The sequence below is a fragment of the Paraburkholderia phymatum genome (genome assembly GCF_038900715.1).
GTDB lineage: Bacteria > Pseudomonadota > Gammaproteobacteria > Burkholderiales > Burkholderiaceae > Paraburkholderia > Paraburkholderia phymatum_A.
In genome coordinates, this window is the sequence record NZ_JAYMRZ010000008.1 from 286845 (window position 1) to 300064 (window position 13220).

Below are 13220 nucleotides of genomic sequence, written 5' to 3' on the forward strand. Positions count from 1 at the left end.
CGCGTCCTGATGCCCCGCCTTGCCGTCAAATGGCCGCGTCAGATCTCGTCCAGCTTGCGGCCCGCGAGCGCCCGCCGGATGCTCTTGTCCATCCGACGCGCGGCGAATTCGTCGGTGCCCTCGGCGAGCGTCTTCGTTGCCGTTTCGATAACGTCGACGTCCTCGCCCGGCGCGACCACTCGCAGCGCCTCGATGAGGCCGATGAGCGTCGCGCGCTCGTCGGCGTCGAGCAGTTCGCCATCGGCGGCGAGCGCCGCTTCCGTCGCTTCGATCAGACGCTGCGCTTCGACTTGCGCCTCGCGCAACGCGCGGGCGCGCATATCGACTTCGGCCGTCTGGAAGCTGTCTTCGAGCATGCGCGCGACGTCGTCGTCGGCAAGACCGTACGACGGCTTCACGACCACCGATGCCTCCACGCCCGAATGCTGCTCGCGCGCGAACACGGACAGCAGTCCGTCGGCATCCACCTGATAAGTGACCCGGATGCGCGCCGCGCCCGCCGCCATCGGCGGAATGCCGCGCAGCTCGAAGCGCGCGAGCGAACGGCAGTCGGACACGAGTTCCCGTTCGCCCTGGACGACGTGAATCGCCATCGCCGTCTGGCCGTCCTTGAAGGTCGTGAATTCCTGCGCGCGCGCGGTCGGAATCGTCGAGTTGCGCGGAATGATTTTCTCCGCGAGCCCGCCCATCGTTTCGACGCCCAGCGACAGCGGAATCACGTCGAGCAGCAGCCAGTCGTCACCGTCGGCGCCACGATTGCCCGCGAGCAGGTCGGCCTGAATCGCGGCGCCGAGCGCGACCACCTTGTCGGGGTCGAGATTCGTCAGCGGCGGCTGGCCGAAATGGTTTTCGACGGCGCGGCGAATGACGGGCATGCGCGTCGCGCCGCCGACCAGCACAATGCCGTTGATATCGGCGGGCGTCACTTTCGCATCGCGCAGCGCCTTTTTCGTGGGCCCGAGCGTGCGCTGCACGAGCGCCTGCGTGATCGTCTCGAACGTCGCCTCGTCGACGGTGACGTCGATCTTCGCGCCGCTCGTGAGCGTGACCTGGACAGCCGTGCTGGGCACCGACGACAGCGCCTCTTTCGCCTCGCGCACCGTATCGAGCAACTGACGCACGTCTTCGGGCGTCAGCGACTGCGCCGCGACATTCGCTTTTTCCAGCACGTGGCGATACAGCGCGTGATCGAAGTCGTCGCCGCCGAGCGCCGAATCGCCGCCCGCCGCGAGCACTTCGAAGACGCCCTTCGTCAGCTTCAGGATCGACAGATCGAACGTGCCGCCGCCGAGGTCGTACACCGCGTAAAGCCCTTCGGCGCCGTTATCCAGACCGTATGCGATCGCGGCCGCCGTCGGCTCGTTCAACAGACGCAGCACGTTGAGACCGGCGAGACGCGCGGCGTCCTTGGTCGCCTGGCGCTGCGCTTCGTCGAAATAGGCAGGCACCGTGATCACCGCACCGACGAGTTCATCGCCGAGCGTGTCTTCCGCGCGATAGCGCAGCGTCGCGAGAATTTCCGCCGATACTTCGACGGGACTCTTCACGCCGTCGACAGTACGGATCTGCACCATGCCGGGCGCGTCGACGAAATCGTACGGCGCGTTTTCGGCGTGCTCGACTTCGCTCTTGCCGCGACCCATGAAGCGTTTGACGGAGACGATCGTGTTGCGCGGATCGGTGACGGCTTCCGCTTTCGCCACGCGTCCGATGCGCCGGCCGCCCTTCTCCAGATACCGCACGACGGACGGCAGCAGATAGTGGCCTTCGTCATCGGGCAAAACGTCGGGCACGCCGCTGCGCACCGCCGCGACGAGAGAGTTGGTGGTGCCAAGGTCGATGCCGACAGCGAGTCGCCGCTGATGCGGCGCGGGCGCCATGCCGGGTTCGGAAATTTGCAGTAAAGCCATCTGGAATCTTCTTCGGGGTCCGTCGGGGGTTCATCGAAATCGATTAGGCCCCGGTCCTGATCATGTAAGTTCGCGTGTCGTTCGGGCTGCGCATTCGCGCAGCGCTAGTCAGACGGCTGGATTCGCGCGGCGCAATTCTACGCGTCGCGCTAGCTGTCGAGCCGTTCGATCTGCGTGCCGATCTCCGACGCCACGCGCTCGATGAACATCAGTTGCCGCACCGCTTCGCCTGCTGCCTGGTTCGAGCCGCTGTCGAGCAACGCGGACAGCTTCGCGAAGCGCGCCTTCTCTTCGTCGCGCAGTTCCGCGAGCAGCGCATCGAGCGCACCGACATTCTTCGCGGCCGACGCGTCTTCGATGCTCTCGCGCCATTCCATCTGTTGCATCAGGAATGCCGCCTCCATCGCCGTGTTGTTCTCCGCGCCGACGTCGACGCCACGCAGCGACAGCAGATAGCGCGCGCGCCTGAGCGGATCGCGCAGCGTCTGATACGCCTCGTTCGTGCGCGTCGCCCATTGCATCGCAATGCGCTTCTGCGCGTCGCCCGCCGCGGCGAAGCGGTCGGGATGCACCTGCGCCTGCACCGTGCGGTACGCGTGGTCGAGCGCGGACGCGTCGAGCGCGAATTGCTCGGGCAGATCGAAGAGTTTGAAGTGACTGTCGTTCAGCGAGGCCATCAGATTGGTTTGTCCGTCGAAAGCGTGTGGCGCAGATCAGGCAGGCATCTTCCGATGCTCGTGGCGAAATTGAAAAAAGGCGGCACAGGCCGCCTTTTCCGCGTAATTCGCGCGCTTACACGCGGAACGATTCGCCGCAGCCGCATTCGTCCTTCACGTTCGGATTGTTGAACCTGAAGCCTTCATTCAGCCCTTCGCGCGCGAAGTCGAGCTCGGTGCCGTCGATATAGGCGAGGCTCTTCGGGTCGACCACGATCTTCACGCCATTGCATTCGAACACCTGGTCTTCGGGCGCGAGTTCATCGACATACTCGAGCTTGTACGCGAGCCCCGAGCAACCCGTCGTGCGCACACCGAGCCGCAGTCCGACGCCCTTGCCGCGCCGGGTCAGATATTTCTGGACGTGCTGTGCTGCCTTTTCGGTCAACGTAATTGCCATAGCGTTTCTCAATGTGCGGCACGCCGTCGTTGCTCACGACCCGTGTCGCGACCCTGCCTGCATCTCAAATCGTTCCGGCGGGCGACGATTTCAAGTATCGGTCGCCACGCCTCGCCACTACCGCGCTCAAGCGACGCGCAATGCGCTTACGCCTGCTCGGCGCTCGCTGCTGCTGCGCCAGCCGTTTCGCCATGACGCTGCTTGTAGTCGGCAACCGCTGCCTTGATCGCGTCTTCCGCGAGGATCGAGCAGTGGATCTTCACCGGCGGCAGCGCCAGTTCTTCGGCGATCTGCGTGTTCTTGATCGTGAGCGCCTGATCGAGCGTCTTGCCCTTCACCCATTCCGTGACGAGCGAACTCGACGCGATGGCCGAACCGCAGCCATACGTCTTGAACTTCGCGTCCTCGATCACGCCGTCCGCGCCGACGCGGATCTGCAGCTTCATCACGTCGCCGCAAGCCGGCGCGCCGACCATGCCTGTACCGACGGTATCGTCGTCTTTCGCGAACGAGCCGACGTTGCGCGGGTTTTCGTAGTGGTCCAGAACCTTGTCGCTATATGCCATGTTGTCACTCCTTGATTCGATTCAACCTGCGTTCGTGATCGACTGATTCGGGCGCGCTCAGTGCGCGGCCCACTGGATCGTCGACAGATCGACGCCGTCCTTGTGCATTTCCCACAGCGGCGACAGATCGCGCAGCTTCGCGATCTTGCTCTTCAGCAGGTTGATCACGTAATCGACGTCCTGTTCCGTCGTGAAGCGGCCGACTGTGAAGCGGATCGAGCTGTGCGCCAGTTCGTCGTTGCGGCCGAGCGCGCGCAGCACATACGACGGCTCCAGCGAAGCCGACGTGCATGCCGAGCCCGACGACACCGCGACGTCCTTCACCGCCATGATCAGCGACTCGCCTTCGACGAAGTTGAAGCTGATGTTCAGGTTGTGCGGCACACGCTGTTCCATGTCGCCGTTCACATACGTTTCTTCGATCTCTTGCAGACCACGCAGCAGCTTGTCGCGCAGCATGCGGACGCGTTCGTTTTCCGTCGCCATTTCTTCACGCGCGATACGGAACGCTTCACCCATGCCAACGATCTGGTGCGTCGCCAGCGTGCCCGAGCGCATGCCGCGCTCGTGGCCGCCGCCGTGCATCTGCGCTTCGATGCGCACGCGCGGCTTGCGACGCACGTACAGCGCGCCGATGCCCTTCGGGCCATACGTCTTGTGCGCCGAGAACGACATCAGGTCGACCTTCAGCTTCTGCAGGTCGATTACGACCTTGCCCGTCGCCTGCGCCGCGTCGACGTGGAAAATGATGCCCTTCTCGCGGCAGATCTCGCCGATCGTCTCGATGTCCTGGATGACGCCGATCTCGTTGTTCACGTGCATCACCGACACCAGAATCGTATCCGGGCGCAGCACTGCCTTGAACGCGTCCAGATCGACCAGGCCGTCGTCCTTCACATCCAGATACGTCACTTCGAAACCTTCGCGCTCGAGCTCGCGGCACGTGTCGAGCACGGCCTTGTGCTCGGTCTTCACCGTGATCACGTGCTTGCCCTTCGTCTTGTAGAAGTGCGCAGCGCCCTTGATCGCGAGGTTGTCCGATTCCGTCGCGCCCGACGTCCAGATGATTTCGCGCGGGTCGGCGTTCACAAGCGCCGCGACGTTCTCGCGCGCTTCCTCGACGGCACGCTCCGCGTCCCAGCCGTATGCGTGGCTACGCGACGCCGGATTGCCGAACTGCTCGCGCAGATACGGAATCATCTTGTCCACCACGCGCGGATCGACAGGCGTCGTCGCGCTGTAGTCCATGTAAATGGGCAGGTGGGGAATGTCGTTATTCATCAATCGCTCCGGGGACATCAGTGCATTTGGCTTTGCGGTTCTGGCGTGCGCGTCTGATTGCGCGCTCGGTCAGCCGGCCATATTGAAAACGGAATTCGGACCTTTCGGCACCACGCGCGGCTCGACGGCGGGCGCTTCGGTGCGACGATCGCGCAGCACGGCCGTCGCGCCTTCGCGCGAGCGCTGCTGGTCGACCAGGTCTTTCAGGGAAACGGAGTCGAGATATTCGACCATCTTCTGATTCAGCGTCGACCACAACTCGTGCGTCATGCAATGGCCGTCGTGATGCTTCGTGCCCTCGCACGAGCCCTTGCCGCCGCATTGCGTGGCATCGAGCGGCTCGTCGACGGCGATGATGATGTCCGCCACCGTCACATCCTCAGCGCGACGCGCGAGGTTGTAGCCGCCGCCCGGCCCGCGCACGGATTCGACGATCTCGTGCCGGCGCAGCTTGCCGAACAGCTGCTCGAGGTAGGACAAGGAGATGTGTTGGCGCTGGCTGATACCCGCAAGCGTCACCGGGCCCTGCTCCTGGCGCAGGGCCAGGTCGATCATCGCCGTGACGGCGAAACGGCCTTTCGTGGTGAGTCTCATATCTGGTGGGAACCGCAATTCTCGACAAGTTTGGTCAAGTATAAATACATGACAGATTTAGTCAAGTATCCCCAATGTGATTTGGGTCATTCGCTTAACGAAAACTTTTGTTACAGGGTCAATTGGGGCCGAAGTGCCGCAATGAGGCCACGGCAGGCGGTTTCACATTGGTCCAGCACGATTTCGAAGCCCTCGCCGCCCCCGAAGTACGGATCGACGACTTCACGCGTATCGAAACCTGGCGCAACTTTTTCCACTTCATCCGCGACCGGCGCGCCTGCGTCGGTCGCAAACTCCATCAGCAGACGAATCTTGTCCCGCTGCGCGGGCGGACAGATCTGTCTGAGCGCCGCGACGTTTTTGTCGTCCATCGCGATGACCAGATCGAAACGCTCGAAATCGGCGGCGGTGATCTGACGCCCGCGAAATGTCGACAAATCGTAACCGCGACTTCTGGCCGCGCGCTGCGCGCGCTCGTCCGGCGCTTCGCCGATGTGCCAGTCGCCCGTGCCCGCCGAATCGACGATCACGCGATCAGTCAGCTTCGCCTCGGCCAGCATGCGCCGCATGACGCCTTCCGCAGTCGGGGAACGGCAGATGTTCCCAAGGCACACGAAGCAGATGGCGACCGTATTCATCGATGGCTGAGCGGCTCAGCCGCATGTGTCATAAAAGGTGAAACAGTGTCGCGATTATACAAAGCCGTGCAAAATCACGCCGGCGCCGCGCCAGCCTTGCCGATCACATCGGCTGGGCCGGCATGCGGGCGGCCGGGTGCATCGTGGAGGCGGGCATCGACGCTTCGCCGCCGACGTATCCGTAAGACACGGCGCGCGCCAGTTCCGCCGACACGCGGTCGGCCGCGAGCGGCGACTGCGACGATTGCGCACCCGCGTCGTTGTACAGATGCAGGTACGCAGCGGCCGCAAGCGGCACGATGATCGCCCAAGGCCAATACACCGATATTTTCTTTTTCATGATGTCGTTCTCTCAAAGCGGGCCGAGGTGCACAGACGCACTTTGCCCAGTCGAAATGGTAGATGAAGACGCAATCCGGAAAAACCCGCCCAAAGACAACGCTGCGTTGCGCCCAGATGAACAGTCGGACCACTGACCAGTTTGCAGCCGCCGCAGCCGTGCCTTTCGGTAGCCGAAAGAAATCCTTACAAAAGCACACACAGGTAATACGCAGCTGGCGCTACAAATAACGTATGGGCAATGTGCCTCTCGTCAGTCTGTCTAACACTCAAATGAAACGTCTTATTCCTTCTCTCGCACCCATTGCCGCGGCCGTCTGCGCGGCTGCAGCGCTCGGTGGCTGTGCCGCATATCCGTATGGCGGAGCCCCCGCCTATGGCTACGGCGACGGCTACTACGACCCTTACGGGGCGCCCGCATACGGCTATGCGGAACCGCCTGTGCAATCGAGCCTGTTCCTCGGCTTCGGCGGAGGCGGCTATTCCGGACGCGATTACGATCACCGTCATTGGGGCGGCTGGGGCGACCGCGGCCATGACCACGATCGCGGAAACTGGAACGGGAACGATCACCGCGGACCGAACGGCGGCGGCGGACCGCACGGACCGCCGCCGCAAGCGAACAACCCGCCGATGAACGCAGGCGGTGGCGGGCACGGCAGCCGGCCGCCGGCTCAGCCAGGCGGGGGGCAACCGCAAGGCGGCAACCGGGGCGGCGGAGATCGCGGCGGCAATTACCACAACCCCTGGGCCGGCGGCCAGAGCAGTTGGCATTGACGCGCGGCGCGAACCGGCCAACTGGCTCCTATGCGCCCAAAGAACAAGAGGCTGCATCGCTCAGGCGATGCAGCCTCTTTCTATTGATGTCTTCGGCGCCGACGATGCAGTCGACAAGCAGGCAGCAACCTATCCGATATGCGTCTTGCTCGCCGCATACAGCTCCCGGAACGTGCGTCCGACGGGCGCGGGCATCTCGCGCGTGTTCGTCCAGCCGGCGCCGAGCGGCAGCTTCGCGATCGACTTGCCGGTGCCGCCCATCCGCTCCAGGATTCGCACGGCGAGCTTCGTGAAAAGTCCGTATGCGGTCGGACGCATCGCGAGATAACCCCAGACGGCCAACCCGAACCGCTCCTGCCACGGCCGCAGATGACGCTCCATCTGCCGCTCGCGTAGCTTGCGCAGCAGATCCGACAGCGGAATGCCGACGGGGCACACGCTATTGCATTCCCCGCAGAGGGTCGCGGCCTGCGGCAGGTCGAGCGCCTTCTCGATGCCCACGTAGCTCGGCGTCAACACAGAGCCCATCGGCCCCGGATAAACCCAGCCGTACGTATGGCCGCCGACCTTCTGATACACCGGGCAGTGGTTCATGCACGCGCCGCATCGGATACAGCGCAGCATCTCCTGAAAGTCGCCGCCGATCAGCCCGGTGCGCCCGCCGTCGACGAGCACCACGTACATATGGTCCGGCCCGTCCTGATCGTCGGCCGCGCGCGGCCCCGTCAGCACGGAGAAATAGTTCGAGATGTCCTGCCCCGTCGCCGAGCGCGGCAGCAGACGCATGGCCGTCGCGAGATCCTCGAGCGTCGGCAGCACTTTCTCGATGCCCGTCACCGCGACGTGCACGCGCGGCATCACCGTGCACATGCCCTCGTTGCCCTCGTTGGTCACGAGCGCGACCGAGCCTGTTTCCGCGATCACGAAGTTGCCGCCCGTCACGCCCATGTCGGCCGTCATGAAATGCGGACGCAGCATCTCGCGCGCTTCGCGCGTCATCTCGGGGATTTCGGTCAGGCGCGGCCGCTGGTGCGTCTTCGCGAACAGATCGGCGATCTCTTCCTTGTCCTTGTGGACGACGGGCGCAATGATGTGGCTCGGCGGCTCGTTGTCGTTGATCTGGAGGATGTACTCGCCGAGATCGGTTTCGATCGACTGTACGCCCATCTGTCCGAGCACCTCGTTCAGGCGCATCTCCTCGGACACCATCGACTTCGTCTTGATCACCTTCTTCACGTCGTGCTTGCGCGCGATATCGGCGACGAGCTTCGCGGCTTCCTGCGTCGTCTCGGCGAGCAGCACGGTCACGCCACGCCGCGTGGCCTCGCGCTCGAACGCTTCGAGCCAGACGTCGAGGTTCTCCAGCGCGCGGTTGCGACGCTCCTTGAGCGCGGCGCGCGTCGCCGGAAAGTCGATCGCGGTCATCGCCGACGCACGCGCCGACACGAACTTCGTCGACAGCTTGGTCAGATTTTGCTGAAGGCGCTGGTCGGCGAGTTTCTGGCCCGCGCGCGCCTTGAACTGCATCGTTTGGACTTGCATGACGGCCTTGGGGATCGGGTTATCGGTGTTGACTGCCAGCTTGCTGACTGCCGTTGACTGCACTGCCCGGGCCAGAACGCGCGGCTTATGCGTCGCCCGCCAGCACCTGCGCGATATGCAGCACGCGCGTGGTCGTATCGCCCGTGCGGCGCAGGCGCCCTTCGATGTTCAGCATGCAGCCGAGATCGCCGAGCACGACGGTATTCGCGCCGCTTGCCTGGATGTTGCCGCATTTCTCGTCGACGATCGCCGTCGAGATATCGCCGAACTTCAGCGCGAAGGTGCCGCCGAAGCCGCAGCAGTGCTCGCAGTTCTTCATCTCCGTCACGGCGACGCCCGCCTGCGCGAGCAGCGCGCGCGGCTGCTCCTTGACGCCCAGTTCGCGCAGCCCCGAACACGAATCGTGATACGTGACGGGCCCGCGGAAGTCGCCCGGTGTCAGTTCGATCTTCGCGACGGTGGCGAGAAAATCGGTCAGCTCATAGACCTTCGGACGCAGACGCCCGAAGCGGCCCATCAGCTCCGGGTCATCCGCGAAGAGATCGCCGTAGTGCGTGCGGATCATCCCGCCGCAAGACCCCGACGGCACGACCACATAATCGTACTGCTCGAACTCGCGCAGCGTCTTTTCCGCGAGATCGCGCGCAAGGCCGCGATCGCCGGAGTTGTAGGCCGGCTGCCCGCAGCACGTTTGCGCCGGCGGCACGTAAACTTCGAAGCCCGCGCGCTCGATCAGCTTGATCGCGGAAAAGCCGATTTCGGGGCGCATCAGATCGATCAGGCAGGTGACGAAAAAACCGACTCGCATGAGTGCTCCTCCGGGGAAACGTCCCTGATTATCCGCTGTTTGGCGCGCAATACCAACGCGTGACGGCCCCTACGCGCAATGAACCCGCAGTGAGCCGCGCGACGCCGCCAGTCGACGACAATGTCGACCGGCGTTCGCTTTTTTCACAATACGAGATACAATCGGTTTTCCGCTGTTTGACGCGTCAACCGTCTAGTCTTATGAGCGACACGAACCCGGACCCCAAAACCTCGATCCAGGTGATCGAGCGCATGATGCGCCTGCTGGACGCCCTCGCCGCGCACAGCGATCCCGTCAGCCTGAAGGAACTCGCGCAGCGCACCGATCTTCACCCTTCCACTGCCCATCGGATCCTGAACGACATGGTGACGTGCCGTCTCGTGGACCGCTCGGACCCCGGCACTTACCGCCTCGGCATGCGGCTGCTGGAACTCGGCAATCTCGTGAAAGCGCGCCTGTCGGTGCGCGACGCAGCGCTGATGCCGATGCGCGAGCTACACCGAATGACGGGGCAGACCGTGAACCTGTCGGTGCGCCAGGGCGACGAGATCGTCTATATCGAACGCGCCTACTCCGAACGCTCGGGCATGCAGGTCGTGCGCGCGATCGGCGGCCGCGCGCCGCTGCATCTGACCTCCGTCGGCAAGCTCTTCCTCGCCGCGGACGAATCGACGCGCGTGCGCGCGTATGCGACGCGCACGGGCCTGTCCGGCCATACGCAGAACAGCATCACCGATCTGGCGAAGCTCGAACGCGAACTGCTGCACGTGCGCCAGCAAGCCTGCGCACGCGACAACGAGGAACTGGAACTGGGCGTGCGCTGCATCGCGGCGGGCATCTACGACGATACGGGCAAGCTGGTCGCCGGCCTGTCGCTTTCCGCGCCCGCAGACCGCCTGCAGGATTCCTGGCTCGGTCAGTTGAGCAAGACGGCGCTCGTGATTTCCGAATCGCTTGGCTATCACCCGCATGAGCAGCAGGCCGCTACGTCGCCGGCGCATTCCGCATGATTTGCGTGTTGCCGCGTACTGCGCGTGCAAGCACCGCTGCGAGCCGCTAGAACCGATGCAATTAAAAAAGCCCCGCTGATGCGGGGCTTTTTGTTGTGTCTCGTCGGGAGGTTTGCGCTCAGGTTCCTGCGCCGTTGGCGTCCGCGCTCGTGATGCGCTGTTCACCGCCGTTGTCGAGCCAGGTGCGCAGACGCTGAGCGTCGGCGAAACGCGAGTACTTGCCCGACGAATCGAGCAGCACCAGGATCATCGGACGGTCGTGGATCGTCGCCTGCATCACGAGGCACTCACCCGCTTCGTTGATGAAGCCCGTCTTCTGCAAGCCGATGTCCCACGACGAATTGCGCACCAGCGCGTTCGTGCTGTTGTACGCGATCGTGCGCTTGCCCGTGTACACATCGTAGCTGCGATCCGTCGAGAACCTGCGGATCATCGGATACTGATACGCGGCGTTGACCATCTTCACGAGATCGCGCGCGCTGGCCACGTTCTGGCTCGTCAGGCCCGTCGGGTTTTCGAAGTGCGTGTCGGTCATGCCGAGCGCCTTCGCCTTCGCGTTCATCGCCGCCATGAAAGCGGGACGGCCGCCCGGGAAATAGCGCGACAGCGCGGCTGCGGCGCGGTTTTCCGACGCCATCAGCGCGATGTGCAGCATGTCTTCACGCGAGAGCACCGAGCCGACGGACAGACGCGAGCCCGTGTTCTTCTCGTAATCGCGGTCTTCGTCCGTGACTTCGATCTGCTCGGTCATCGGCGCCTTCGAATCGAGCACGACCATCGCCGTCATCAGCTTCGTGATCGACGCGATGGGCACGACGGCGCGCGAGTTCTTGTCGAACAGCGTCTCCGACGTATTCTGGTCAACCACGTAAGCGACGCTCGAGCGCAGCATCAGCGCATCGGGTGTTTCGTGCAGCCCGAACGCCGTGCCGACGGACGGCTGACGCGGCTCGAACGCGACACGGCGAACGGCCGTGTGATGCCGGCCGTTCATCGTGTACGCGACACGGCGCTTCTTCGAAACGGGACGGGATTCTTCGTCGTTGGCGACGGCCGCTGCCTTCACGGCTTTCGACGACCGGCTGGAGACCTTCTCGGCAGCCGCCTTTTTGGACGCCTTCTTGCCTGCTTTCGCCGATTTGGCGGGAGCGGTGGCGGACGCGGCGAACGCGTCGACGGGTGCGGCAAAAGCCGCTGCGATGACCACCGAGGCAGCCACCGACAGAGCGGTGCTGAGCGCCGCGCCGTGCATCACTTTCAGTGACGAAAACATGTCGGTTTTCATTAGTGTTCTGTTTGGAGCGGCGAGAGAGTTTTCGCCAGTGTAGTAAAACAGTTAAAAATTAGCAATATTAAGCACTTATCGACCTTCCTTAAACCAAGTTGTCAGGCTTCGTTAAGAAAGACAATAAGCCACGGGTGTGTCATCGAAAATACCAATGACACGCCGGCACGTCGCCACTGCCTTGCCACTGAACGGGACTCACTCGATCAGCATATCGGCATATTCGACAGAAACTTGATCAGGGGAAGTACGGTCGCGTACGGTAGGGAATCGATCCGACTCGCAAACGTCCCGGAACGTTGCCGTCCGCACCCAATGCGCGTTTCGCAGACACCGCAAGCCGCCAACTTTTAAGCGACTACTGGAAACAACACATCGCGCGTTCGACCGGAATGGAGTTTTAACGTTCCGCTACGGTTTTCGGTTTACCTGAGAATTTTACCTTTTCGATCAAAAATGCGCCGCTGGCGTGCCGCCGCCTTTCGCGGCTTGGGAGAGCGCGTTTTTTGCGGCACCACATCAGTGCAAACCCTAGTGTGCGCACGCTTCACCGCAATGTCATAAACGCTACATAACCTACTGTTTTAGCAGCAGTTTCTATGCGTTGTGCGTTGCACAAAATAGTTCTTGACTTCCATCAGAGCCGTCCTAAAATGGGAACCGTTGCTGCGACGCACAACGCACTGCGGACCAGCGAACTCAACCCGATCTGCAGTTAACCCAACTCGGTCCGCGATAGACGGGCCGGTAATCCAGGAGCGTAAACATGACTCTGCTGACCCCTGAGCAATTCGCCGCAGCGCAGAAGGCAAATCTCGAAACCCTGTTCGGCCTGACCTCGAAGGCATTTGAAGGCGTCGAAAAGCTGGTCGAGCTGAATCTGCAAGTCGTCAAGTCGACGATCGCGGAAGGCCAGGAAAACGCACAACGCGCGCTGTCGGTGAAGGACGCGCAAGAACTGCTCGCGCTGCAAGCGGGCCTGACGCAGCCGGTGGCAGAAAAAGTTCTGTCGTATGGCCGTCACCTGTACGAAATCGCATCGGCTACGCAAGCTGAATTCGCACGCGTCGCTGAAGCGCAATACGAAGAGCAGAACAAGAAGATGCAAGCGCTCGTCGAGAACGTCGCGAAGAACGCACCGGCTGGTTCGGAAACGGCTGTCGCCGTGATCAAGTCGGCCATCACGGCTGCTAACACGACGTACGAAACGGTTCACAAGGCAACGAAGCAAGCTGTCGAAATCGCTGAAAGCAACTTCAACGCTGCTGCAACGGCTGCATCGAAGGCCGCTTCGCAAGCTGCTGCTCAGGCTTCGCGCACGGCAGCATCGGCCAAGAAGGCTGCTGTCTAAGAA

The 13220-nt window shown here is 62.9% G+C and carries 14 protein-coding genes; 3 read left to right on the plus strand and 11 right to left on the minus strand.

Going from position 1 to position 13220, the window contains the following annotated elements; translation table 11 throughout:
• Window positions 1–38: 38 nt before the first annotated feature.
• From hscA to VSR68_RS17575, 8 genes are all read right to left on the minus strand, one after another.
• The gene (hscA, locus tag VSR68_RS17540; RefSeq protein WP_342941042.1) at window positions 39–1910 is read right to left on the minus strand and encodes a Fe-S protein assembly chaperone HscA; all 1872 of its coding nucleotides are present in this window, start codon (window positions 1908–1910) and stop codon (window positions 39–41) included.
• 149 nt (window positions 1911–2059) lie between these two features.
• Window positions 2060–2587 (minus strand): Fe-S protein assembly co-chaperone HscB, encoded by a 528-nt coding sequence (gene hscB / locus VSR68_RS17545; RefSeq protein ID WP_342941043.1) that lies wholly within the window; start codon window positions 2585–2587, stop codon window positions 2060–2062.
• 115 nt (window positions 2588–2702) lie between these two features.
• Complete coding sequence (gene iscA, locus VSR68_RS17550; RefSeq protein WP_090864914.1) at window positions 2703–3026, minus strand: iron-sulfur cluster assembly protein IscA; 324 nt, start codon at window positions 3024–3026, stop codon at window positions 2703–2705.
• Window positions 3027–3172: 146 nt separating this feature from the next.
• On the minus strand, window positions 3173–3592 hold the full coding sequence (gene iscU / locus VSR68_RS17555; RefSeq protein ID WP_342941044.1) for a Fe-S cluster assembly scaffold IscU: 420 nt from the start codon (window positions 3590–3592) through the stop codon (window positions 3173–3175).
• Between the two features lie 57 nt (window positions 3593–3649).
• On the minus strand, window positions 3650–4873 hold the full coding sequence (locus VSR68_RS17560; RefSeq protein WP_342941045.1) for an IscS subfamily cysteine desulfurase: 1224 nt from the start codon (window positions 4871–4873) through the stop codon (window positions 3650–3652).
• A 69-nt stretch (window positions 4874–4942) separates the two neighbouring features.
• Window positions 4943–5467, minus strand: a complete 525-nt coding sequence (iscR, locus tag VSR68_RS17565) for a Fe-S cluster assembly transcriptional regulator IscR (RefSeq protein ID WP_054924799.1) — start codon at window positions 5465–5467, stop codon at window positions 4943–4945.
• Window positions 5468–5577: 110 nt separating this feature from the next.
• Window positions 5578–6105 (minus strand): low molecular weight protein-tyrosine-phosphatase, encoded by a 528-nt coding sequence (locus tag VSR68_RS17570; RefSeq protein ID WP_342941046.1) that lies wholly within the window; start codon window positions 6103–6105, stop codon window positions 5578–5580.
• Between the two features lie 103 nt (window positions 6106–6208).
• Window positions 6209–6445 (minus strand): hypothetical protein, encoded by a 237-nt coding sequence (locus VSR68_RS17575; RefSeq protein ID WP_342941047.1) that lies wholly within the window; start codon window positions 6443–6445, stop codon window positions 6209–6211.
• Window positions 6446–6717: 272 nt separating this feature from the next.
• On the opposite strand from VSR68_RS17575, the gene VSR68_RS17580 reads away from it, so the two are divergent.
• Window positions 6718–7221 (plus strand): hypothetical protein, encoded by a 504-nt coding sequence (locus VSR68_RS17580; RefSeq protein ID WP_342941048.1) that lies wholly within the window; start codon window positions 6718–6720, stop codon window positions 7219–7221.
• Between the two features lie 129 nt (window positions 7222–7350).
• Here VSR68_RS17580 and VSR68_RS17585 read toward each other — a convergent pair whose 3' ends face one another.
• The gene (locus VSR68_RS17585; RefSeq protein ID WP_342941049.1) at window positions 7351–8763 is read right to left on the minus strand and encodes a lactate utilization protein B; all 1413 of its coding nucleotides are present in this window, start codon (window positions 8761–8763) and stop codon (window positions 7351–7353) included.
• Window positions 8764–8848: 85 nt separating this feature from the next.
• Entirely contained in the window at window positions 8849–9571 is a 723-nt protein-coding gene (locus VSR68_RS17590) for a (Fe-S)-binding protein (protein ID WP_342941050.1), read from the minus strand.
• Window positions 9572–9771: 200 nt separating this feature from the next.
• Here VSR68_RS17590 and VSR68_RS17595 point away from each other — a divergent pair, with 200 nt between their 5' ends.
• Window positions 9772–10581 (plus strand): IclR family transcriptional regulator, encoded by an 810-nt coding sequence (locus VSR68_RS17595; RefSeq protein ID WP_342941051.1) that lies wholly within the window; start codon window positions 9772–9774, stop codon window positions 10579–10581.
• 118 nt (window positions 10582–10699) lie between these two features.
• Here VSR68_RS17595 and pbpG read toward each other — a convergent pair whose 3' ends face one another.
• Complete coding sequence (pbpG, locus tag VSR68_RS17600; protein ID WP_342941052.1) at window positions 10700–11866, minus strand: D-alanyl-D-alanine endopeptidase; 1167 nt, start codon at window positions 11864–11866, stop codon at window positions 10700–10702.
• A 766-nt stretch (window positions 11867–12632) separates the two neighbouring features.
• Here pbpG and VSR68_RS17605 point away from each other — a divergent pair.
• On the plus strand, window positions 12633–13217 hold the full coding sequence (locus VSR68_RS17605) for a phasin family protein (RefSeq protein ID WP_342941053.1): 585 nt from the start codon (window positions 12633–12635) through the stop codon (window positions 13215–13217).
• Window positions 13218–13220 lie beyond the last annotated feature (3 nt).